This is a genomic window from Streptomyces sp. NPDC057249, assembly GCF_042669245.1.
Lineage (GTDB): Bacteria > Actinomycetota > Actinomycetes > Streptomycetales > Streptomycetaceae > Streptomyces.
The window spans coordinates 1-24,078 of the sequence record NZ_JBHUXS010000002.1; the positions used below are offsets into that span (position 1 = coordinate 1).

At 75.2% G+C, this 24,078-nt stretch carries 15 protein-coding genes; 13 read left to right on the plus strand and 2 right to left on the minus strand.

All coding sequences use genetic code 11. The annotated features are described in order from the left end of the window. The 13 genes from ACFUJY_RS03675 to ACFUJY_RS03735 form a co-directional block, all read left to right on the plus strand. Positions 1–730, plus strand: a 730-nt coding sequence (locus ACFUJY_RS03675) for a phosphopantetheine-binding protein (RefSeq protein ID WP_383293933.1), incomplete at its 5' end; no start/stop codon positions are given. Then, positions 727–1,509, plus strand: coding sequence for a thioesterase II family protein (locus ACFUJY_RS03680; protein ID WP_383293936.1), 783 nt, complete (start codon positions 727–729; stop codon positions 1,507–1,509). The genes ACFUJY_RS03675 and ACFUJY_RS03680, both read left to right, overlap by 4 nt. 36 nt (positions 1,510–1,545) lie before the next feature. Then, positions 1,546–2,583: a TauD/TfdA family dioxygenase gene (locus ACFUJY_RS03685; RefSeq protein ID WP_383293939.1), complete on the plus strand. Its 1,038-nt coding sequence runs from the start codon at positions 1,546–1,548 to the stop codon at positions 2,581–2,583. A gap of 8 nt (positions 2,584–2,591) precedes the next feature. Next, the gene (locus ACFUJY_RS03690; RefSeq protein WP_383293942.1) at positions 2,592–4,412 is read left to right on the plus strand and encodes an amino acid adenylation domain-containing protein; all 1,821 of its coding nucleotides are present in this window, start codon (positions 2,592–2,594) and stop codon (positions 4,410–4,412) included. Between the two features lie 62 nt (positions 4,413–4,474). Next, the gene (locus tag ACFUJY_RS03695; protein ID WP_383293945.1) at positions 4,475–8,290 is read left to right on the plus strand and encodes a condensation domain-containing protein; all 3,816 of its coding nucleotides are present in this window, start codon (positions 4,475–4,477) and stop codon (positions 8,288–8,290) included. Positions 8,291–8,466: 176 nt separating this feature from the next. Next, positions 8,467–15,579 carry an amino acid adenylation domain-containing protein gene (locus tag ACFUJY_RS03700; RefSeq protein WP_383293948.1) on the plus strand — a complete coding sequence of 2,371 codons (7,113 nt, stop codon included), beginning with the start codon at positions 8,467–8,469 and terminating at the stop codon, positions 15,577–15,579. Next, on the plus strand, positions 15,576–15,791 hold the full coding sequence (locus ACFUJY_RS03705; RefSeq protein WP_383293950.1) for an MbtH family protein: 216 nt from the start codon (positions 15,576–15,578) through the stop codon (positions 15,789–15,791). The genes ACFUJY_RS03700 and ACFUJY_RS03705 overlap by 4 nt, the downstream gene beginning before the upstream one ends. 177 nt (positions 15,792–15,968) lie before the next feature. Then, complete coding sequence (locus ACFUJY_RS03710; RefSeq protein ID WP_383293953.1) at positions 15,969–16,382, plus strand: cobalamin-dependent protein; 414 nt, start codon at positions 15,969–15,971, stop codon at positions 16,380–16,382. Beyond that, positions 16,379–18,706 (plus strand): amino acid--tRNA ligase-related protein, encoded by a 2,328-nt coding sequence (locus tag ACFUJY_RS03715; protein ID WP_383293956.1) that lies wholly within the window; start codon positions 16,379–16,381, stop codon positions 18,704–18,706. The genes ACFUJY_RS03710 and ACFUJY_RS03715 overlap by 4 nt, the downstream gene beginning before the upstream one ends. Beyond that, complete coding sequence (locus ACFUJY_RS03720; protein WP_383293959.1) at positions 18,703–19,998, plus strand: glutamate synthase-related protein; 1,296 nt, start codon at positions 18,703–18,705, stop codon at positions 19,996–19,998. Before ACFUJY_RS03715 ends, ACFUJY_RS03720 begins: the two co-directional genes overlap by 4 nt. After that, on the plus strand, positions 19,995–20,390 hold the full coding sequence (locus ACFUJY_RS03725) for a hypothetical protein (protein WP_383293961.1): 396 nt from the start codon (positions 19,995–19,997) through the stop codon (positions 20,388–20,390). The genes ACFUJY_RS03720 and ACFUJY_RS03725 overlap by 4 nt, the downstream gene beginning before the upstream one ends. A gap of 125 nt (positions 20,391–20,515) precedes the next feature. After that, on the plus strand, positions 20,516–21,805 hold the full coding sequence (locus ACFUJY_RS03730) for an MFS transporter (RefSeq protein ID WP_383293964.1): 1,290 nt from the start codon (positions 20,516–20,518) through the stop codon (positions 21,803–21,805). Positions 21,806–21,812: 7 nt separating this feature from the next. Further along, complete coding sequence (locus tag ACFUJY_RS03735) at positions 21,813–22,577, plus strand: 4'-phosphopantetheinyl transferase family protein (protein ID WP_383293967.1); 765 nt, start codon at positions 21,813–21,815, stop codon at positions 22,575–22,577. Between the two features lie 132 nt (positions 22,578–22,709). On the opposite strand, the gene ACFUJY_RS03740 is transcribed toward ACFUJY_RS03735, so the two are convergent. Both ACFUJY_RS03740 and ACFUJY_RS03745 read right to left on the minus strand, forming a co-directional pair. Further along, positions 22,710–23,315, minus strand: a complete 606-nt coding sequence (locus ACFUJY_RS03740; RefSeq protein WP_383293971.1) for a class F sortase — start codon at positions 23,313–23,315, stop codon at positions 22,710–22,712. 49 nt (positions 23,316–23,364) lie between these two features. Then, the gene (locus tag ACFUJY_RS03745; protein ID WP_383293974.1) at positions 23,365–24,033 is read right to left on the minus strand and encodes a hypothetical protein; all 669 of its coding nucleotides are present in this window, start codon (positions 24,031–24,033) and stop codon (positions 23,365–23,367) included. Positions 24,034–24,078 lie beyond the last annotated feature (45 nt).

Consider the following 24,078-nt stretch of genomic DNA (forward strand, 5'->3'; position numbering starts at 1 on the left):
CCGCCCCGACCTCACCGCCACCACCTTCATCCCCAACCCCTACGGCGAACCCGGCACCCGCCTCTACCGCACCGGCGACCTCGCCCACTTCGACCGGAACGGCCACCTGCACTACCACGGCCGCGCCGACAACCAGGTGAAGATCCGGGGCTTCCGCATCGAACCCGCCGAGATCGAAGCCGCACTCCTCACCCACCCCCACATCACCCAGGCCACCGTCACCACCCACCACGCCCAGCTCGCCGCCTACGTGGTCGGTGACACCGGAACCACGACGGAGGACATCCGCCGGTTCCTCGCCGACCGGCTTCCCGAGCACATGGTCCCCACCTATCTCACCGCCCTCGACCGGCTCCCCCTCACCCCCAACGGCAAGATCGACCGACGTGCCCTTCCCGAACCGGCCGCCGTCACCTCCCGGGGCCGCGCCCCGCGCAACCCGCTGGAAGAGACCCTGGTCGGCCTCTTCGCCCGCACGCTGGCGGCCGAGGGAGCACTGAGCATCGATGACGACTTCTTCCACCACGGCGGCCACTCCCTCCTGGGCGCCCGCCTCACCAACCACATAGCGGTGTCCCTGGACGTCCGGCTCACCGTCCGCGACGTCTTCGAGCACCCGACACCGGCCCGGCTCGCCGAGCACATCACCGCGCTGAAGTCCGCGCCGAAGGCCAAGAAGGCCCGGCCCACCCTCCGCCGTCGTACCGAGACAGAACGGATCAGCTCATGACCTCCGTGTCCCCCGCCCCCGAAGACGTCGTCTGGGACCTTCCCGGTGACGGCCCGCACCGCCTGTCGCTGCTGGTGCTGCCGCACGCCGGTGGCAACGCCCACGCCTACGGCGGCTGGCGCGAGCACCTGCCGGCCGATGTGCGGCTGCTGATCGGCCAGTACCCGGGCCGTGGGGCCCGCTACTGCGAGGAGCTGCCGCTGTCCGTGGACGACCTGGCGCAGCCCGTGGTGGACTCGCTGCCCGCCGACACCGGCGAGCTGGTGGTGCTGGGGCACAGCATGGGGTCGCTGGTCGCCTTCGAGGTGGTACGCGCCCTGCGGGCCGCCGGCCGCACTCCGCGCCTGCTCATCGCGTCCGCGTGCCGGGCGCCGGTGCTGCCGAACCAGTGCCCGGTGCACCCGGAGCGGCTGGACGACGACGAGCTGGTCGCGGCGATCAAGGCGCGTGGCGGCACCGACGACGGCATCCTCGACGACCCTGAGCTGCGGGAGATCGTCCTGCCGTCCATCCGGGCCGACTTCGCCATCGACGACGCCTACCGGTGCACCGCCCCGGACGCCCGGCTCGACTGCCCGGTGGCCGTGTTCGGCGGGTCCGAGGACCGGATCGTCCCGGTGGACCTGCTCGCCGGCTGGTCGCGGGTGACGGGCCACGAGGTGGTGCCGCAGCTGCTGCCCGGCGACCACTTCTACTTCCAGCAGGACCTGCCGGGCTTCTTCGCCCGCCTGAACCCGGTCCTGGACGTCCTGCGCGACTCCGCCGCCGCGTCCGCGTAACCACCCACCCGACTTCATCCAGGAAGAGGAACCATCGTGACCGCTCTCGCCCAGCCGCCCGCCGCCGCCACCGGTATCACCCCCGTCCGGGAGCCCGGCAAGCCGGTGATCGTCCACACACCGGAGTTCGGGACCATGGCGGAGGCCACCGCGTGGCTGGCCGCCCAGCGGCCCGCGATCCAGGCCGAGTTGCACCGGTCCGGCGCGGTCATGCTGCGCGGCCTGCCCGTGCGGGACGCGGCGACGTTCGCCGAGGCGCGGGACGCGCTCGTCGCGGAGCGGGCCGGCTACAAGGAGAAGGCCACCCCGCGCACCGACTTCGGTGAGGGCGTGTTCTCGTCCACGGACCTGCCGGCCGTCCAGCCGATCCGGCTGCACAACGAGAACAGCTACACGCTGGACTTCCCCGGGGTGCTGCTCTTCGGCTGCGTCACCGCGCCCGAGACCGGCGGCGCGACGACGGTCGGTGACATGCGGGCGGCGCTCGCCGCGCTGCCGCCGGAGCTGACCGCGCGGTTCGCGGAGGCGGGGTGGCTGCTGGTCCGCAACTACTCGGACCTGGCGGGCATGCCGTGGCGCAAGGCGTTCTCATCGGAGGACCCCGCCGGTGCCGAGGAGTACTGCGACGCGCACGCCATCGGCTACGAGTGGCTGGACGAGGACACCCTGCGTACGCGGCAGCGGCGTTCGGCGATCATCACGCACCCGGTGACCGGTGAGCGGGTCTGGTTCAACCACTTCGCCTTCTGGAACGCCCGCAGCCTGGACGAGGACGTCCGTGAGGTGCTGGCCGACACCTTCGGTGCGGACGGGCTGCCGTTCCACACGTACCTCGGTGACGGCACCGCCCTCACCGACGCGGAGGTGGACGCGATCAACGACGTGTACCAGGCGGTGACCGTACGGGAGAGCTGGCAGGCGGGTGACGTGATGCTCGTGGACAACATCCTCTGCGCGCACGGCCGTGAGGCGTTCACCGGTGACCGGAAGATCCTCGTCGCGATGGGCGAGCCGGTGCCGCTGTCCGACTGCTCGCCCGCCTCCGCCCCTTCCACCACCCTGTACGGAAAGTGAGCCCCGCCATGACCGCCGTACTCCCCGAGCGCGCGACCGCCCCGGTCGCCCACCCCGCCGACTGCCCCTGCGAGACGTGCGCCGCCGCCGGGACCGGCGCGGCCGACCTGATGGCCCGGCTGGCGGCCGTGCCCGGTGACCGCACCGCCGTGGTCGCCGGGGACCGGGAGATGACGTTCGACGGACTCCGCCGGCGGGCCGCCTCCTTCGCGGCCGGAGTGGCCCGGCTGGGCGCAGGGCCGGAGAGCGTCGTGGCGCTCTGCCTGCCGCGCGGGGCCGACCTGGTCACCGCGATCGTCGGCACCCTCACGGCGGGCGCCGCCTACCTGCCCGTGGACCCGGCCCTCCCCGAGGAGCGGCGGCGGCTGCTCCTCCAGGACTCCGGGGCCGACCTCGTGGTCACCGACGGCACCGGTCCCGCGCTTCCCGGCCCGCGCGCGGTCACGGTCGGCGAGCTGACCGCGCTGCCGGGCGGGGCGTTCGCGCCGGTGCCGGTGGGGCCCGGAGCACTCGCGTACGTCATCTACACCTCCGGCTCCACCGGGCGGCCCAAGGGTGTGGAGATCGCGCGCGGTTCGGCCTCGCTGCTGCTGCGGGAGCTGGAGGACGAGGGGGCGGCGAGCGGGGAGCGGCGGCGGGTCGGCTGGAACGCGTCGCCGTCGTTCGACGCCTCGGTGCAGCAGTGGGTGCGGCTGTCGCGCGGGGACACGCTGGTGATGACGGACGAGGAGACCCGCCGCGACCCGGCCCTGCTGGCGGCCTTCATCGACGCGCAGGGGCTCACCGATCTCGACATCACCCCGTCGCACGCCGAGCCGCTCCTGGACCTGCTCACCCCGGACGGCGGTCCGCGTCCGCTGACCCTGCTCGTGGGCGGCGAGGCGATCGGCCCGGTGCTCTGGGACCGGCTGGCCGAGGCGCACCGGGCGGGCGTGCTGCGCGCGGTGAACGTGTACGGGCCCACCGAGTGCACGGTCGACGCGACGGCCGGCTGGATCGAGGAGCCGGGCGAGCCGCACATCGGTACGGTGCTCCCGGGGCTGCGGATGCGGCTGCTCGACGCGCACCTGGCGCCGGTCGGGCCGGGTGAGGCCGGTGAGCTGTATCTCGCCGGGCCCCGGATCGCGCGCGGCTACCGGGGCAGCCCTTGGCTGACCGCCCAGCGTTTCGTCGCCGACCCGTTCGGCGCGCCGGGGGGCCGCATGTACCGCACCGGGGACCGCTGCCGGCTGCTGCCGGACGGGCGCCTCGTGCACCTCGGACGGCTCGACGGACAGGTGAAGCTGCGCGGCCACCGCATCGAGGTGCAGGAGATCGAGGCGACCCTGGGCCGGGCGGGCGCCACCGAGGCGGCCGTGGTCCTGGGCGAGGACGCCGGGGGCACGCCGTGCCTGATCGCCTACCACCGGGGCGGGGACGCCACCGCGCTGCGTGAGGCCGTGGCGCGGGCGCTGCCGTCGTACATGGCGCCGTCCGCGTTCGTCGCGGTCGACCGGTTCGCGACGACGCCCAGCGGCAAGCTGGACCGGTCCGCGCTGCCGGCCCGGGCCGAGGCTCCGCGGGAGGCGCCGGTGCGGGCGGCCGGGCTGAACGGGCGGGCCGAGGAGCTGATCGCCCGGGTGTGGGCGCAGGTCCTGGGTGCCGCGTCGATCGGCCCGGACGACAACTTCTTCAAGCTGGGCGGCCACTCGCTGCTCGCCATCAAGCTGGTCTCCCGGGTGCGCGCCGAGCTCTCCGTCGCCCTGCCGGTGAAGGCGGTCTACGCCCACCCGAGGCTGCGTGATCTCGCCGCCCGCATCGAGGAGTTGACGGCCGCCAAGGATGGCTGACCGCCGCCCGCGCACCGGCCCGCACACCCGCCCGCCCCCGTCGTCCCCGAGGAGCAGCAACCGTGATCCCCCTCTCGTACGCCCAGCACCGGCTGTGGTTCCTGAACCGTCTCGAAGGCCCGTCGGCCGCGTACAACGCGCCCGTCGTGCTGCGTCTGGAGGCCGTGCCCGACCGGCCGGCCCTGGAGGCGGCGGTCCGTGACGTGGTGGACCGCCACGAAGTGCTCCGTACGGTCTACCGGGCCGTGGACGGGGAGCCGTACCAGCACGTCGTCGGCGATCCCGGCGTGCGCCTGGAGGTACGGGAGTGCGGGCCGGGCGACGACGTGACCGGGCTGGTCACCGCCTTCGCGCGGCTGCCCTTCGACGTCACGCGTGACCTGCCGCTGCGTGCCCGGCTGTTCACGGTGCACGGCGGCACTGCCGTGCTGGTGCTCCTCGTGCACCACATCGCGACCGACGGCTGGTCCGTCGGCTGCCTGCTCGCCGACCTCGACCGCGCCTACACGGCCCGGTGCGGGGGCCGCGCACCCGGGTGGGAACCCCTGCCCGTGCAGTACGCGGACTACACGTTGTGGCAGCGGGACGTGCTCGGCGACCCGGCCGATCCCGACAGCCTTGCGCACGAACAACTCACCTTCTGGCGAGCGGCGTTGGACGGAGCCCCGGCCGCGACCCGGCTGCCCGCCGACCGCCCCCGCCCCGCCGAGCCGAGCCACCGGGGAGCGCTGGTCACCGCCCGCCTCTCCGCCACCGCCCACAAGGCGCTCGCCGCGACCACCCGGGCCCACCGCGCGACGTTCTTCATGACCGCCCGGGCCGCCCTCTGTGCCGCACTGGGGGCGGCCGGGGCGGGGCCCGACGTGGTGGTGGGGACTCCCGTGGCGGGGCGGCCCGAGGAGGATCTGCACGACCTCGTCGGCTTCTTCGTCAACTCGCTCGCCCTGCGCGCCGACCTGTCCGACGACCCGGACCTCGGCACGCTGCTCGACCGGGTCCGGGGACGGGACCTGGCCGCCATGGCCCACGAGGACCTGCCGTTCGACCTGCTCGTCGAGGACCTCAACCCGGAGCGCTCCCTCGGCCTGCACCCCTTCTTCCAGGTCATGCTGACCACGCAGACCGCCCAGGACACCACCTGCACCCTGGGCGCCGTGTCCGGCACCCTCGACGCCGCGGACCTGGCCACCGCCAAGTTCGACCTGGGCTTCAACTGTGCCGAGACGTACGGCCCCGACGGCGATCCCGCCGGGGTGCTGCTCGGCCTCCAGTACGCGACCGACCTGTACGACGAGGAGACGGCGCGCCTGCTGCTCACCCTGTTCCACCGCGCGCTGACCGCGTACGCCGAACAGCCCTCCGGCACACCCCTCAGCCGGGCCGGGCTGCTCACCGCCTCGGACCGCGAGGCGATCGACCGCCGTCACGAGGCCCTGACCCGGGCCGCGGAGCGGACCGCCGCCACCCAGGGCGACCCGCTCGGCGGCGAGGACCGCCGCGCCCCCGCCGCCGACCCCCGCGAGGAAATCCTTCGCGGCCTGTTAGCGGAGGTGCTGGGCCGGGACGAAGTCGGCCCGGACGACAGCTTCTTCAAGCTCGGCGGGCATTCCCTGCTCGCCGGGAAGCTCACCAACCGCATCCGCAAGGCGATCGGTGTCCAGGCCGCCATCCGAGACGTGTTCCTGGCGCCGACGCCCGCCCGGCTGCTGCGCCGGCTCGCCGAGCAGGGCGACGGCCCGGTCCGGCCGCCGCTGCGCCCGGTGCCCGCGGCCCTGCGGCCGAAGCGGCTCCCGCTGTCCGCCGCTCAGCAACGGCTCTGGTTCGTCGGCCAGTTGGAGGGGCCGAGCGCCACGTACAACATCCCGGTGGTGACCCGGCTGCGCCGCCCGGTCGAACGGGCCGCCTTCGCCGCCGCCCTCGCCGACGTCGTACGGCGGCACGAGGTGCTGCGCACGGTGCACCGGTCCGCGGACGGGGAGCCGTACCAGGAGGTGCTGGCGCACGCCGAGCCGGTGCTCGACGTGGTGCGGACGGGCGGGGCGGACGAACTGCGGGCGGCCGTGGACGCCGCGGCCGGGTACGTGTTCGACCTCGCCGCGGAGATCCCGTTCCGGGCGTGGCTCCTGGAGGAGGCCGACGGGGGCCAGGTCCTGGTGCTGCTGGTGCACCACATCGCCGGGGACGGCTGGTCCACCGACTGCCTGCTCGCCGACCTGGACCGGGCCTACCGGGCCAGGTGCGAGGGCCGGGCACCCGGCTGGCAGCCGCTTCCCGTCCAGTACGCCGACTACACCTTGTGGCAGCACGAGTTGCTGGACGGCGACCACGGGGTGGCCGGTGAGCAGCTGGCGTACTGGCGCACCGCGCTCGACGGGATGCCGCCGCTGCTCGCGCTGCCCACCGACCGGCCGCGCGGGCCCGAGCCGGACGGGCGGGGCGCGCTCGCGCGGTTCGAGGTGGGCGCGGAGACCCACCGGGCGCTGCTGCGGTGCGCCCGGGAGAACGGCGTCACCCTGTTCATGGTGGTGCAGGCCGCACTCGCCGCGCTGCTGACGCGGCACGGGGCCGGCGAGGACCTGCCCCTCGGCACCACCGTGGCGGGCCGGGGCGACGAGGCGCTGCACCCGCTCGTCGGGTTCTTCGTGAACACCCTGGTGCTGCGTACGGACACCTCCGGCGACCCGGCCTTCAGGGAGCTGGTGCGCCGGGTCCGCGACGCGGGCCTGGGCGCGTACAGCAACCAGGACCTGCCGTTCGACCGGCTCGTGGAGCACCTGAGCCCGCACCGCTCGTCCGCGCACGCCCCGCTCGTCCAGGTGATGCTCCAGGTGCACGCGGCGGGGGCGGGCGAGTCCGCCGCCGCGACGTCCGCGCTGGCCGGCGAACCGGTGGCGTTCCGGGGTGCGGGCGCCAAGTCGGACCTGACGTTCGCGCTCACCGAGACGGTGGGCCCAGACGGGGAGCGGGCCGGGCTGCTCGGTGTCCTGGAGTACGCCACGGCGCTGTACGACGCGGAGACCGCCGCGCTGCTGGTCCGGCGCCTCGCCGAGACCCTGGACGCGTGCGCCGCCGACCCGGACGCGCCGCTGTCCGCACTGGGCGGCGGACGGCCCGCGCCGCACGGTCCGGAGGTGGTCCTCGACGCGCAGGGGCGCCGGGCACCGGTCCGCGTCCCGGGCGAGGTGCACGAGCCGGCGCCGGGCGGTGGGCTGCGCGCCACCGGGCGGCGGGCGTACCGGGGCGCGGACGGGGCGCTGCGGCCCGTGGCCGTCCAGAGCGTGAACGGCTATCCGGTGGAGCCCGGGCAGGTGGAGGGTGTCCTCACCCGTCACCCGGCGGTGTCCGGGGCGCGGGTCCACGTGCGCGACGGGCGGCTGCTGGCGTTCGTCACCTGCGTCCCGGGGACACCGCCCGCCGAGAGCGCGTTGCGCGCCTGGGCCGCCGAGCGGCTGCCCGAGTACCTGGCGCCGGCCCGGGTGGTGCGAGCGGCCCGGCTGCCCGCGCCGGGTGAGGACCCGGCGGAGCTGTCCGACGAGAACACCGCGGGCACGGCAGCCGCACCGGCGGCCGGCGGGGACGCGGACGGGCGGCTCCTCGGCATCTTCCGGGAGGTGCTGGGCGGGCGGGACCTCGGGGCGGACGACAACTTCTTCAAGTCCGGCGGGCACTCGCTGCTGGCGGTGCGTCTGCTGAACCGCATCCGCTCGGAGTTCGGTCAGGACCTGACGCTGCGGGACGTGTTCCGCAACCCGACGGCGGCGACCCTCTCCCGGCGGCTGGCCGGGGCCGTGGCCGACGCCGTCGAGCCGGAGGACGCCGGTCCGGTGGCCGCCCCGGCGCTGCGCCGCCGGACCAGGGCGGGCGCCCGTCGGGGGTGATCCGGCCGGGCGGGCGGAGGTGCGGAGCGGCAGCTCCGTCCCTCCGCTTCTGCCGGTCCGAGCTGCCGGGCGGACTGCCGAGAGGGGTGGCCGGGGGCCCCTAGCGTGAAGGGCACGGAGGCGAGAGGAACCGTTCGCCCCGGTCTCTCGGCGCCCCAGACGGAGGAAACCCCAGGATGCCCCCCATCAGAACGGACGACCTGCTCGACGGCGGCCCCTCTCCCTCGACCGCCCCGCCGGTGCTGGACCTCATCGCCCACCGGGCGCGCACCCGCCCCGACGCGGTCGCCTTGGTCCACGACACCGCCCGGCTGAGTTACGCGCGGCTCGCCGCCGCCGTACGGGAGCGGGCGAACGTCCTCGCCGCCGAGGGTGCGGGCCCGGGCCGGCTGGTCGCCCTCCACCGCCCCCGGGGGATCGACGCCGTCGTCGGCCTGCTCGCCGTCCTCAGCACCGGCGCCGCCTATCTGCCCCTGGACATCCAGGCCCCCGACGCGCGGAACGCGGCCATCCTGCGGGACAGTTGCGGTGACCTGGCGCCCACGCCCGCCGAGGTGGCCGCCGCCGGCGAACTCGTCCTGCCCGGCCCGGGCGCACCCGCCGGAGCCGCCTACGTGATCTACACCTCCGGGTCCACGGGCACCCCCAACGGGGTCGTCGTCGCCCATGACTCGCTCGCGCACTTCATCGCGGGCGCCGTCCCGGCGTACGGCATCGGCTCCGCGTCCCGGGTCCTCCAGTTCTCGCCGCTGCACTTCGACGCCAGCGTGCAGGAGTTGTTCGCCACGCTGGGCGCCGGCGGGACGCTGGTGCTGCGTACGGACGACATGCTGGACGTACGGGATCTGCTCGCCGGCTGCGCCCGGCACGGGATCACGGTGCTCGATCTGCCGGCCGCGTACTGGCACGAGCTGGTCCACGTCCTCAGCACCGGCACGGTGCGGCTGCCCGGCTGCCTGGACACGGTCATCATCTACGGGGAGGCGGCGCTGCCGGAGCGGGTCGCCCAGTGGCGGGAGCTGACCGGGGAGCGGGTACGGCTGCTGAACGCGTACGGCCCCACGGAGACCACGGTGGTCGCCACGGTCGCCGACCTGACCCGCCACGGGGGCGGTCCGGTGCCGATCGGGCGGCCGTTGCCCGGGGTCCGGGCGGCGGTCGTCGCCGGGGAACTGTGGCTGCTCGGCGGCGGGCTGTCGCGTGGCTATCTGAGCAATCCGGAGCTGAACGCGCGCCGCTTCACCGAGCTGGACGGGGAGCGCGCCTACCGCACCGGGGACCTCGTCACGATCGGCGAGGACCGGCAGATCCTGTACCACGGGCGGCTCGACGACGAGGTGAAGATCGGCGGTCAGCGCATCGACCCCGCCGCCGTCGACTCGGTCCTGGCCTCCCACCCGAAGGTCCGGGAGGCCGCCGTCGTCGCCCAGCAGGACGCGGACGGGGTGAAGCGGCTCGTCGCGTTCGTCGTCACCGAGGGCGGGGTGGGGGCCGAGGAGCTGCGCGGTCTGGTGCGCGAGCGCATGCCCGCGGCGGCCGTGCCCGCCTCGGTCGGGATCGTCGCCGCGCTGCCCCGCACCAGCTCCGGGAAGATCAACCGCAAGGCGCTGCGGACCACGGACCCGGGTCTGTCGGTCGTCCACGAGGAGCCGTTGCCCGCCGAGGACCGGGTGCCGCTCTCGCACGCGCAGCGCCGGCTGTGGCTGCTGGACCAGCTGGACGGCCCGTCCTGCGCGTACAACATGCCGATCGTGCTGGAGCTGGACGGGGTGCCCGACCGGGCGGCGCTCGCCGCGGCCGTCGGCGATCTCGCCGAGCGGCACGAGGTGCTGCGGACCGTGTTCCCGGCCCCGGAGGACGAGCCGTACCAGCACGTGCTGGCCGCGTCCGCGGTGCGGGCCCGTACCGTGGAGTGTCCGGCCGGTGAGCTGCGGGAGCGGGTCGCGGACTTCGTGTCCGAGACGTTCGACCTGGCGCGGGAACTGCCGTTGCGGGTCGCGCTGTTCGTTCCCGGGGGCGGCGGGGCCGGGGACGAGGGCCCGGCGGCGGTACTGGCGGTGCTGCTGCACCACGTGGCGGGTGACGGATGGTCGCTGGCGCCGATGATGAACGACCTGGCCGCGGCGTACGCCGCCCGTGCCGAGGGGCGGGTGCCGGAGCAGGAGCCGCTTCCCGTCCAGTACGCCGACTACACCCTCTGGCAGCACGACGTCCTCGGTACGGCCGACGACCCGGATTCCGCCGTCGCGCGGGGGCTCGCCCACTGGCGCGCGGCGCTGGACGGGCTGCCGGCCGTCACCGGCCTGCCGCTGGACCGGCCGCGCCCGGCGGTGCCGGATCACCGGGGCGGTGTCGTCGCCACGCGCCTCGAACCGGCCGCGCACATCCGGCTCGCCCGGCTGGCCGAGGCGCACGGTGCGAGCCTGCTGATGGTGATCCAGGCGGCGCTGGCCCTCGCGCTGCGGGCGGCGGGCTGCGGGGAGCGGGTCGCCGTGGGCACGCCGGTCGCGGGGCGGGACGACGAGGCGCTGGGCGCGCTCGTCGGCTTCTTCGTCAACACGCTGGTCCTGCCGACGGACACATCGGGTGACCCGGCGTTCGCCGAGCTGCTGGAGCGGGTGCGGGACACGGACCTCGCCGCCTACGAGCACCAGGGCCTCCCCTTCGACCTGCTGGTGGAGCATCTGAACCCGCCGCGCACGCCCGGGGTGCACCCGCTCTTCCAGACGATGCTGACGCTGCGCACCGCCGCCCCGGACGACGCCCCCTTCGCGTTCGGCGCGCTCACCGGCCGCTTCCGGGCGGAGGGCCCGGCGACCACCAAGTTCGACCTGACCGCCGCGTGCGTGGAGCACCGCACCGCCGACGGCACGCCCGCCGGCCTCGAACTCGGCCTGGAGTACGCGTGTGACGTACTCAACGAGGACACCGCCCGCCTCCTCCTGGACGCCCTGGCACGCGCCCTGCGCACGGCTGCCGAGCGGCCCGGGGCGCCCGTCGCCGACTCCGCGCTGCTGGGCGACGAGGAGCGGCGGGCCCTCGCCGGGCGCCGGGAGCGCGTCGCGGCCCTCGCCGCCCGGCAGGCCGCCGACGCCGAGGCGGCCCGGGCGGGCGGCGCACCGGACGCGGAGCACCTGGACACCCTGCGAGAGCTGTTCGCGGAGATCCTGGGGCTGGACGAGGTCGGCCCGGACGAGGGGTTCTTCACCATCGGCGGCCACTCGATGAGCGGGGTGCGGCTCGCCAACCGGATCAGGGCCCGCCTGGGCGTCGACGTCCACGTCCGGGACCTGCTGCTCGCCCCGACCCCGGCCGCCCTGGCCCGCCGCATCGCGGAGCACCGGGACACCGGTGCGGAGGGGCCGGCGCTCGTCCGTCGCACGGAGCGGCCGGAGCGCCTGCCGCTGTCCCGGGCCCAGCGCCGGCTCTGGTTCATCGACACGCTGGAAGGGCCCAGCGCCTCGTACAACATCCCGCTGGTGCTGCGTCCGGCCGAGCCGCTGGACGCCGGTGTCCTCGGGTGCGCCCTGGCCGATCTGGTGGAGCGCCACGAGGTGCTGCGGACCCGCTACCCCTCGGTCGACGGGGAGCCGCACCAGGAGATCGTGGCGGACGCGCGGCCGGTGCTCGACGTGCGTACCGTGCCGGCCGGGCGGTTCCGGGCGGCGGTGGCCTCGGCCGCCGGGCACGTCTTCGACCTGGCCGGGGAACTCCCGCTGCGGGCCGCCCTGCTCACCCCGGACGACGGCGGCGGCCAGGTCCTCGTCGTGCTCGTCCACCACATCGCCGCCGACGGCTGGTCGACGGGCCCGCTGCTGGCGGACCTGGGCGCCGCCTACGCCGCCCGCGCCGAGGGCCGCGCACCGGGCTGGGAGCCGCTTCCCGTCCAGTACGCCGACTACACGCTCTGGCAGCAGGAACTCCTGGACGGCCCGGCGGCGCATGACCACCTCGCCTTCTGGGAACGGGCCCTCACCGGGGCGCCGCCCGTCCTCGAACTGCCCGCCGCCCGTCCCCGCCCCGCCGAGGCCACCCATCGGGGCGGCCACGCGCCGCTCACCGTCGACGCCGCCACCCATGAGGCCCTGGAAGAGCTGGCCCGGCGCCACGGGGCGACGCTCTTCATGGTGCTGCAAGCCGCCCTCGCCGCGGTCCTCACCCGGCACGGCGCCGGCACCGATCTGCCGCTGGCCACCATGACGGCCGGGCGCGACGACGAGGCGCTGAGCGACCTGGTCGGCTTCTTCGTCAACACGCTGGTCCTGCGCACCGACACGTCGGGGGACCCGGGGTTCGCCGAGCTGCTGGGGCGGGTGCGCGACACCGATCTCGCCGCCTACGCCCATCAGCGGCTCCCCTTCGACCGGATCGTGGAACACCTCAACCCGGCCCGCTCCACCGCCCACCACCCGCTGGCCCAGTACGTCGTACAGCTCCACCACGACTACACGGCCGACCGTGCCGAAGGGCCGCTGCTCCGGCCCGAACCGGCCCCGCTGGAGGCGCTGTCCACCAAGTTCGACCTGACCCTCTTCCTGTGGGAGCGGAAGGACGGGAACGGGCGGCCGGCGGGCTTGGCGGGCGGGCTGGAGTACGCCACCGATCTGTTCGACGCCGCCACCGCCGCCCAGCTCGCCGCCCACGTCGGGCGTCTGCTGCACGCCGTCGCCGCCGACCCGGGCGTACGGATCGGGGCGGTGGACCTCCTCACCGACGCCGAGCGGTTCCGGCTGGTCGCGGAGTACAACGACACGGCGACCGCGACCCGCGACCGGGCCCCCGTGCACGAGGCGATCGCCCGCCGGGCCGCGCGCACGCCCGAGGCGCCGGCGCTGATCACCGACGCCGGGACCGTCGGCTTCGGCGCGCTCGACGCGCGCGCCGACGCGCTGGCCGCCCGGCTGTGCGCGGCCGGGGTGCGCAGGGGGGACACCGTCGGAGTGCTGCTGGAACGCGGGGTGCCGCTGGTGGTCACCGCGCTGGCGGTCCTCAAGTGCGGGGCCGCCTATGTCCCGCTGGACCCCGCCCTGCCCGGGGCCCGGATCGCGCTGATGGTCCAAGACGCGGACGTCTGCCTCGTCGCGACGGACACCGGGCGGGCGGACGCGGTGCCGGAAGGGGTGTCCGTACCGGTCCTCCTGGTCGACGCGCCTTCCGGAGACATCCCGCCCGCGGACCGCGAGGCCGTGGCGGTCGACGGGGACGACCTGATGTACGTGATGTTCACGTCCGGGTCGACCGGCCGCCCCAAGGGCGTCGGCGTCACCCACCGCAATGTGACCGAGCTGGCCGCCGACCGCGACACCACCGCCGGCGGTCCGCACCGGATGCTCGTCCACTCCGCGACCGGGTTCGACGCCTCGGTGTTCGAGATGTGGGTGCCGCTCCTCGCCGGGGGCAGCCTCGTCGTCATGCGCGGCGACGGCACGGACCTCGCGGAGACCGGCCGCGCCGTCCGCGAACACGGCGTCACCGCCGCCTACTTCACCGTGGGCCTGTTCCATGTGATGGCCGATGAGGCACTGGACACCCTGCGGCTGCTGCGCGAGGTGTGGACGGGCGGCGACGTCGCCTCGCCCACCGCCGTGCAGCGGGTCCTGACGCACTGCCCGGACACCGTCCTCGTCCACTCCTACGGCCCCACCGAGACGACGTTCGCCTCGCACAACCAGTGGCTCACCGGCGGCCGGGGCTCGCTCGGCGCGGCCGGACCGCACCTGGGCCGGCCCATGGACAACACCCGCAGCCATGTCCTGGACGCGGCCCTGCGGCCCGTGCCGCCGGGCGTGCCCGGCGAGCTGTACATCGCCGGTACGCACGTGGCGCGCGGGTACACCGGGCGCCCCGCCCTGACGGCCGAGCGGTTCGTGCCCGACCCGTTCGAGGCGGACGGCAGCCGCATGTACCGCACCGGCGACCGGGTCGTCTGGACGCCGGAGGGCGAACTGCGGTTCCTGGGGCGGGCGGACGGCCAGGTCAAGCTGCGCGGGGTCCGGATCGAGCCCGGCGAGGTGGAGCACGCGCTCGCCGCGCACCCCTCGGTCGGGCAGGCCCTCGTGGTCGTACGCGAGGACCGGCCGGGCGAGCGGAGCCTCGTCGGGTACGTGGTGCCGCGCGCCGGGGCCGCGGTCACCGGTGCGGACGTCCTCGCCCTGGCCCGTACCGCGCTGCCCGCCCATCTGGTGCCTTCGGCGGTCGTCGTCCTGGACGCCGTGCCGCTGACGGTCAACGGGAAGCCGGACCGCCGGGCACTGCCCGCGCCGGACCGGCCCGCCGTCGAGCACCGGGCGCCGCGGAACGCCCGGGAGGAGGTGCTGTGCGGGCTGTTCGCCGAGATACTGGGCGCGCCCCGGGTCGGTCTGGACGACAACTTCTTCACGCTGGGCGGGCATTCGCTGCTCGGGGTGCGTCTGGTGAGCCGGGTGCGTTCGGTCCTCGGCATCGACCGCACCGTCCGCGACCTGTTCCGTGCCCCGACCCCGGCCGGGCTGCTGGGCGCGCAGGACCCGGACGGCACGGCCGGCGCGCTGGGCGTCCTGCTGCCGCTGAACACCCGGGGCGCCCGCCGTCCGCTGTTCTGCGTGCACCCGGGGACCGGGGTCGGGTGGTCGTACGCCGGCCTGGCCCGGCACCTCGGGGACGACCAGCCGCTGTACGCCCTCCAGGCCCGCGCGCTGAGCGAACCCCGCCACCTCCCCCGCACCGTCGAGGAGATGGCCGACGACTACCTGGAACGCATCCGGCAGGTCCAGCCCTGGGGCCCGTACCGGCTGCTCGGCTGGTCCTTCGGCGGGATCGTCGCCCACACCATGGCCGTCCGGCTGCGCGCGGCCGGTCAGCACGTCGAACTGCTCGCGCTGATGGACGTCCACCAGACCGGGCCGGGCAGCGTGTCCGTGCTGCCGCCGGACGCACGGGAGGCGGCCGGGAAGGACGAGCCGCCGGAGGTGGCGGACCCGGTGCTCGACGGTTTCAGCGCCGAGGAGATACGGGCGGTGCTGCGGGCGTCCGAGACCCACGCGGCCCTCATGGCGCGGCACACGCCGGAGGTCGCGGACACCGGCGCGGTCTTCTTCACCGCCCGCAGGCCCGGCGAACCGGAAGGCGCGCTGGCCGCCACTTGGAATTCTTATCTGACGGGCCCGGTCGAGAACCACACCGTGAAATCCACGCATCTCCGGATGGCCGAACAGGAACCTCTCGCACACATCGGAAAAGTCATCGCGGAGAAACTCTCCGCACTGCAGGAGAAAAGCCTGCGGGAAAACGAAACGAGGAGTTATTCATGAGCGACATCGCGAACCCCTTCGACGACGCCGAGGGCTCCTTCCACGTCGTGGTGAACGACGAGGGCCAGCACTCCCTGTGGCCGGCCTTCGCCGACATCCCGGCAGGCTGGGAAGGTGTCTGGGGGCCTGGCGACCGCTCCGGCGCCCTTGAGTACATCACCGCGCACTGGACCGACATCCGCCCCCGGAGCCTGGTCGCCCAGTACGCCTGACCGGCCGCCGCGCCCCTGCCGTGCCCCCGCAGCTCCTGCGGGGGCACGGCATTTCCGTATGCCCGCCGGCCCCCTTTCCGAGACAATCCGAAAAGGGGAAACTGCCGCCTGTTACTGCCGCTCGACTTCCGCCCCGACTTCCGCCCGGAATACCTTCGGGCGAATAACGTCGAAGCCATGAAGATACTCCTGAGCGGAACCGCTTCGGACTCGCATACCTGGAACCTCGTGTATCTCGGGCTGTTCCTGGAGGAGCGGGGGCACGACGTCGTCGCGCTGGGCCCCTGCGCGAGTCCCCGTCTGCTCACGGCCGCCTGTCGCCGGCATGCCCCCGACGCGGTCGTGCTCAGCAGCGTCAACGGCCACGGCTACCGGGACGCACGCGCCGCCGTGCGCGCGCTGCGGGCCGAACCGGAGCTGGCCGCCCTGCCGGTGGCCGTCGGCGGCAAGCTGGGCACGGCCGGCCACTCCCGGGAGGCCGAGGCGGCCCGGCTGCGGGCGGCGGGCTGCGACGCCGTCCTCGGGGACGGGGCCGGCGACCTGGACGCCCTGTGCGCGTTCCTCGCGGCCCCCGCCCGGGTGGGGGCATGACCGCCGCCGCGCCGCGCCCGTTCGGGGCGTTCGTCGCGGCCTCGGCCGCCGCCGGACGGCTGGTGGTGCAGCCCCGCATGGGCTTCGGCGACCCGCGCGCCATGCGTACGGGTTTGCGGGGGACGAAGGCCGCCACGGCCACGACCGCCGGCACGCTCACCATCGACAGCTACACCCGCGTCGGTGACCTCGCGGGCGCCCGGGCCGCGCTCGCCGACGGGGCCGGGCTCAACGGCTACCCGATCGCGACCCACCCGCCCGCCGTCACCCGCGCCCTGCTGGAGGGGGTCCACGACGACGGCTTCCCGGTCCAGGTCCGCCACGGCTCCGCGCGCCCGCAGGCGATCGTCCGGGCCCTGCTCGCCGCCGGCCTCGACGCGACCGAGGGCGGGCCCGTCTCCTACTGCCTGCCGTACGGCCGCACCCCGCTGCGCGAGTCCGTCGCCGCCTGGGCCGAGGGGTGCGCGCTCCTCGCCGAACACGCCCGCCCCGGTTCCGTGCCGCACCTCGAAAGCTTCGGCGGCTGTCTGCTCGGCCAGCTCTGCCCGCCCGGACTGCTGGTCGCGACGAGCGTGCTGGAATGCCTGTTCTTCGCCCAGCACGGGGTGCGCAGCGTCTCGTCGAGCTACGCCCAGCAGACGGACCCGGGCCAGGACGAGGAGGCGGTGCGGGCCCTGCGCCGGCTGGCCGGTGAGCTGCTGCCGGCCGGCGTCGACCACCACGTCGTCCTCTACACCTACATGGGCGTCTACCCGCGCACCGAGCGCGGGGCGACCCGGCTGCTCGAAGCGTCGGCACGGCTGGCGGTGCGGGCCGGGGCGGACCGGCTCCTCGTCAAGACGACCGCCGAGTCCCGCCGCATCCCGACCGTCGCCGAGAACGTCCGCGCCCTGGAGACCGCCGCGGCGGCCGCCGCCCTCGCCGGTCCGCCGCTGCCGGAAGGCCGGGACGACTCGGAGGTCTACGCGGAAGCCCGGGCCCTGGTGGAAGCCGTGCTGGGGCTCCACCCCGACCTGGCCCGCGCCCTGCCCGCCGCCTTCGCACGCGGTCTGCTCGACGTGCCGTTCTGCCTCCACCCCGACAACGCGGGCCGCTCCCGCAGCGTGATCGGCTCGGACGGGCGGCTGCGCTGGTCGGACACCGGCGCGATGCCGATCCGCCCCGACGCCCCGGCCGACCTGGCACCACTCACCGCCGAGGGCCTCCTCGGCGCCCTCAACCACGTGGCCGACCGCTACGACCGGCCGCCGGCCGGCCCCGTGGCCGGCCTGCGGCCACGCACCGACACCCCTCACCACCGCCACGAACAGGAGCCCGTCATGGACCACGCCTCGCAGCCCGCAGGCCCCGCCCTGCCGCCGCCGCTCGGTGAGCACCTGCGCTCCCCGCGGCTGCGCGCCGCCATGCTCGTCCAGCAGGAGGCCCTGCACGCGGCACGCGGTTTCCTGCGGCGGTCGGGCTTCACGGAGCTGCTGCCCCCGCTCGTCGGACCCGTCACCGACCCGGGCGGCCGGGGCGCCAAGGCCCTGGACGTCGACTACTACGGGCGCCCGTACAAGCTGATGACCAGCGCCATCCTGTACAAGCAGGCGTCGCTGCACGGTTTCCCGAAGCTGTTCTACATCGCGCCCAACGTGCGCGTGGAGCCGGAGGAGACCGCGACCACGGGCCGCCATCTGGTCGAGTTCCACCAGATCGACGTGGAGATCGCCGGCGCGAGCCGGGAGGACGCGCAGGAGGTCGCCGCCGGGCTCCTCACCCATGTCGCCGAGCACGTGTGGACCGCCGTCCCCGACGTCCTCACCGAACTGGGGCGACGGGAGGCCGACTTCGCGGACGTGCGCAGCGGCAAGTACGACGTGTGCACCCACCGGGAGGCCGTCTCCCGGCTCCTCTCCTCCGGGCACCCGCAGAACCCGGACAGCGAGATCGACTGGACCGGCGAACGGCTCCTCTCGCTGGAGAGCGACCGGCCGTTCTTCATCAACGACTACCCGAAGGGCTCGCGCGGCTTCTACGACCGCGAGGACCCCGAACGCCCCGGTGTGCTGCGGAACTTCGACCTGATCGCCCCGCACGGATTCGGGGAGCTGGTCTCGGGGAGCGAACGCGAGGCGGACTACGCCACCATCGTCACGCGGATGCGGGAGAGCGGCGAGAACCCCGCCAAGTACGCCTGGTATCTGAAGGAGGCCCGGGAGGGCATCCCGGCCAGCGCCGGTTTCGGGATGGGTCTGCAGCGCCTCGTCCGCTTCCTCACCGGTCTCGACTCGCTGTGGCAGGTCAGCGCGTACCCGAAGCTCCCCGGGGTGGTGGCCCCGTGAGCGCCCTCGCCGCCCCCGGCCTCCCCGAGCGCGAGATCCGCGCCCGCGCCCGGCGCGGCACCGCCGGCGTGTTCCCCGACCCCGGCTCGTACGGTGCCGAGCTCTTCGGTCCCGGGCGTACGGCCGGTACGGACGCGCTCGACCGGTCCAGGATCGTTCCGCCCGTCTTCATGCCGGAGCGGCTGGAGAAGCTGATCGCCCTGGCCCGCGAGCCGGAGTCGGGTGACGTCGGACTGGCCTGCCGGACCGGCGGGTTCACCGCCTCGTTGCCGCTGTACCTGTCGGCTTTCGGGTCCACCCGGGCGGGCAGCGGCGATCCGGCCGTACAGGCGTCCCGGCAGGCCGGCCGCCTCGGCATCCCCATGGTCATCGGCGAGAACATGGTCCCCGTGCACGGATACCGGCGTGGCGGGGACGCCACCCGCTCCGCGCTCCTCGCGCGCATCGACGCGTACCTCGACGCGGCGCCCGAGGGAGTCGGCGGGATCGTCGTCCAGCAGTCCACCGAGGACGCCGACTCGGAGGTCTGGAACCTCCTCTACAGCGATCCCGCCACCCGGCCGCTGCTCGAATCGGGGCGCCTGGCGTTCGAGCTGAAGACCGGCCAGGGCGCCAAACCCGGCCTCGGCGGCATGACCGTCGTCGGGCGCGCGGAGGCGGAGCGGCTGGCGGAGCGGTTCACGGTCACCGAGGCGTTCGGCGCGGGCGCCGAGCACCGGCTGCGCTGCGCCACGCCGGGCACGTTCACCGACGAGATCCTGCGCCAGCAACTGCGCTTCATGCGGAACAACTTCCCCAAGGCCCGTACGTGGGTGAAGTTCCACCCGGGCCGCGACATCGCGCACGCCGCGCGCACCGCCTGGGCGGCCGGGGCCGACGCCGTCACCGTGGACGGTGCGGAGGGCGGCACCGGCTGGGCGCCCCGGGTCTTCCTCGACCAGGTCGGGCTGCCGCTCGCGGAGTGCCTGCGCCGGATCGGGCGGCCCGGGGGCTGTCTGCTGGCGAGCGGCGGGATGTGGGAGGGCGGGCGCGCCCTGCGCGCCCTCGCCCTGGGTGCCACGGCCGTCGGCCTCGGCCGCGCGGCGCTCGTCGCCGTGGACGAGGACCCGGAACAGGGCCTGGTGCGCCTCGCCGAGAGCATCGCACTCGAACTCCGGCTGCTGATCAGCGCGTTGGGCAAGTACGACGTCGGCGCGCTGGGCCCTGAGGACCTGTGGTGGCCGGACGGCGGACCCGCCGACGCCGGGGCGCCGCTGCCCGCCGACCCGGCAGCCGCCGGAGCGAGGCCGTGAACGGGCGGGCGGGGTCCGGGGCGGGGTGGACCGCCGTGGTCCGGCCCGCCCCGGCCGGCCGGCCCCGCCGCGTCGCCGGCCGGCCCCGCACCGTCCGGGCCCGGTTCGTGTTGCGGGAGGCCCCCGGTGTCACCGTCGGGCCCGCCGGGCGCGACGCCGACGCCCGGGACCCCGTGGCCGACGCGGCCCGGCTGGCCGCCCAGCGTGCCCTGGCCGAGGCGGGCCGGAGCTATCTCGGCGGCCTCCTGGAACTGCGCGCCCCCGGGCGCGCCCGTGCCGCGGCTGACCGGCGGGCCGTGCGGCGCGCCGCCGGCCGGGCCGCCGCGCTGGCGGTCGCGGCGACGCTGCGCGGCGACGACACGGGCGTCGGCGTCCGCGTCACGCGCCGCTGACCCACGCACGTGCCGAGCCGCGCTCCCCTCCGTCCGAAGCCGCCGCGGAACTCCGCCGCTGAGCGCCGACCCGGAACGCCGGACCGGAACCACCCCCCGAAAGCCGACCTCAGGAAGCCGAACCCATGACAACGAACCCCACCGCCCCGCCGTCCGATGCGGGCCCCGCTCCGGACTGGCGGCGCATCGGCAGCTTCGTCACCGGCCAGGCGGCCGTGCAGTGCGGCAGCTTCGCGCTGATCATCGCCATGAACTGGACGGCCGTCCAGCTCGGCGGCCGGTCCGCGGTCACGCTCGTCATCCTCGCCTCCACGCTCCCGCGCGCCCTGATGCTGCTGTTCGGGGGCGCTCTCGCCGACTCCCTCGGCCCGCGTGCGGTCCTCCTCCGGGCCACCGCCACGCGGCTGGCCGTCCTGGCGATCGGCGCCCTGGTCACCGCGGGCGCCGACAGCGTCTGGCCGCTGATCGCCGTCGCCGTGGTCGAGGGCTCGCTGCTGGGCCTGACCGGCCCGGCGTCGGGCGTCCTGCTGACCCGGCTGGCCCCTCAGGAGCACCTGGGGCGCGCCAACTCGCTGTTCTCCATGGTGATGCGGCTGGCCCCGATCGCCGGGTCACCGCTGGGCGCCTGGCTGGTGGTGGCGGGCAGCCTGTCCGGGGTCATGCTGGTCTCGGCGGCCGGGTGCGCTGTCTGGCTGGTCTGCGCGTTCCACGTGACCCGGGGCATGACCCGGCCGGAGCGCGGCACCGGGCCGCGTCCGTCGTTGTTCCGGCGCTCCGGTGACGGGCTCCTGCTGCTGGGCGCCCACCCCAGACTGCGCTGGATGTTCGTCGCCTGCTTCTGCATGGACTTCGCGTTCCTCTGGCCGGCCGAGGTGGCCCTTCCGCTGCGCGCGTCCGGCGAGGGCTGGGGCATCGGCTCGGTCGCGGCGGCCCTGACCGCGTTCAGCGCGGGTGCCCTGGCGTCGGCGGCGGCCGGTGCCGCTCTCGCCCACCGCATCCCGGTCCCGGTCAAGCTGGTCGTCACCGGCACCGGGCTCGCCGTGGGTATGGGCGCGATGGCCCTGGTGCCCTCACCCGCCGTCCTCGCGGTCACGGCGTGCGCGGTCGGCCTGTTCTCGGGGCTCAACGGACCCGCGCTGGTCACCGCGTACCAACAGGCCGTTCCGGAGGGGAAGGTGGGCGCCGCGATGTCCACGTTCTCGCTGTCCAGCATCGGGGCCGCGCCCCTGTCGCTGGCCGTCTTCAGTTCGCTCTCCGCGCCCCTGGGGGTGACCGGCACCTGGCTGCTGTGCGCGTGCGTCGCACTGTTCTCGCCGATCGCCGCCACGCTCGCCCTGCGCGCGCCCCTGACGCGGAAGGCCCCCGCCGTGCCGGAGGCCTCCGCCGTCCCCGAGCCCACCGCCACAGCCGTGTGAGGCAGCCATGTCCCTGCTGGACCCCCGCCCGTCACCCGTCCATGAGTCCGTCCTCCTGCCCACCGCACTGCCGCCGCTGCCCGCCGCGCTGCCTCCGCCAGCCGGTCCGGGGCCGGGCCGCCCGCAGCTCTGGCTGGTGGCCACCGCCGCCCATGAGGAGACCGCGACCCGGTACGCCCCGCTCGTGCTGGGTCCCGCCGAACTGGCCCGGGCCGACGAGTTCCGGCGCCCCACCGACCGGGCCACCTATCTGTGTGCCCACGTCGGTCTGCGCCGGGTCCTCGGCAACCATCTGGGCGTCGCCCCGCGCACGGTGTCGGTGGCCCGGGCGCCCTGCCCGGGCTGCGGCGGACCGCACGGGCGGCCCGTGCTCCGGGACGGGCCCCTGCACTTCTCGCTCTCGCACTGCGAGGGCCTGAGCCTCATCGCCGTCGCCGCCACCCCGGTCGGCGTGGACGTCGAGCCCGTTCCGGACGCGCGCACCCTCCTGGAGGCGGCCGATGTCGTCCATCCCCTGGAGGCGGCGGAACTCGCCGCGCTGGCGTCCCCGACGCGGCCGGCCGCCTTCGCCCGGGTGTGGACCAGGAAGGAGGCGTATCTGAAGGGCCTCGGCATCGGCCTGGGCGCGGACCCCGCGACGGAGTACGTGGGGGCCGGACCGGCTCCGGCCGCCCCGGCCGGCTGGCTCCTGGCCGACATCGCCGTCCCGCCCGGCCACCGGGCGGCGGTGGCGGTCCGCCGGGAGGAGGTGGGCGGCGCCGGTCCGGACTGACCCGCTCCGCCCGCGGAGCCCCCGGGCCGTACGAGTCGCTGCGCGTCCCGTAGGTGCGGCGGCTCACCGCGAGCCCGTCCCCGGCCCCGCACGCGTGCGCCGTGCGGGAGCCGGCGGGGAGGTGAGGGCGCGTCAGGCCTTCTGCTTCTTGAGTGACGTGAGGTGGGCGAAGACGACGACGTTGGCCGAGTAGCCGTCCTTCTTGTCGAAGCGCCCGCCGCAGGTCATCAGGCGGAGCTCCGGGCGGCCGGTGCTGCCGTACACCTTGTCGTCGGGGAACTTGTCCTTCGTGTACGTCTCGACCGTGTCGATCGTGAAGACCGCGGTCTGCTTGTCGGCCCGGGTGACGGTGACCTTGTCGCCCTTGTGCAGGGCGTTGAGGTTGAGGAAGATCGCCGGCCCGGTCTCCGTGTCGCGGTGGCCGACGATCAGCGCGGTGCCCTTCTCGCCGGGCGAGGGCCCGTCGCGGTACCAGCCCACCTCCCTGGGTCTGCTCATGGGCGGGGCCCCGAGGTGCCCCTTCTTGTCGAGTCCGAGGCCGGTCACCGGCGCCTCGATGAAGATCGCGGGCACCGCGACCTTCACCGGCCGCGACGGGGACAGGGGTGCGTGCGAGACCGGCCGGTCGCCGCCGCCCGCGGCGTCGTTGCCGTGGGCGGCGGCGACCGGATCGTCGGACGAGTCGGAACTCGCCCAGACGATGCCGGTCACCAGCGAAGAGGTCACGCACAACGTCATCGTGAGACGACACGCCCGGCTCGGGCCCCGTCGGCGTCTTCTGCGCGGGTTATGCCTCGTTACGGGCACGGCGGCGTGCGGCTCGGCGGACCATGATCAGCCCGGCGGCTCCGGCGGCCCCGGCCGCCAGTGCGGCGGTGGTCGCGACGTTCGAGTCGCTCTCGGAGCTGACGCTCTCCATGTCCGGGACGCCGCCGCCACCGGCGGGCACGCCGCCCGACGGCTGCTCGTAGTCCGTCTCGGAGCCCGAAGCGGCGGAGTCGCGCTCGCCGTTGTGGCCCGGTCCGTTGTTGCCGGCCGGCTTGGTGCAGTCGACCTTGAACGCCTTGTTCTTCGGGCCGGACGGAACGATCCACACCAGCTGGTACGTGCCCTCGGGGAGCAGGTACTCCTGGCTGCGCGCCGAGCCGTTCACCAGCGGAAGGGTGCTGGCGAGGGTGTCCCCCGGGGGAACGGTCGGGGGCTGCGCGGTGATGGTCCACGGCACGGCCGGCATGTCGCCGAAGTTGCTGGCCTGGAGGACGAACTTGCAGACCTCGTTGCCGTCGCCGCCGCGCGCCGCCCAGCCGCCGGGGCGGATGTCGATGTCGCCGCTGTCGCCGGGGGCGGCGAAGGCGGCCGAGGCCCCGCCCAGCGTGGCGGCGGCGGCGGCGACCACGGCGGCCGCGACGGTGCCCGCGCGGGCGCTGCGGGCACGGACAGTAGCGGAAATACGCATGCTGAACTCCTTCGAGCCGGGATGATTGTCGTACTGATCAATCGA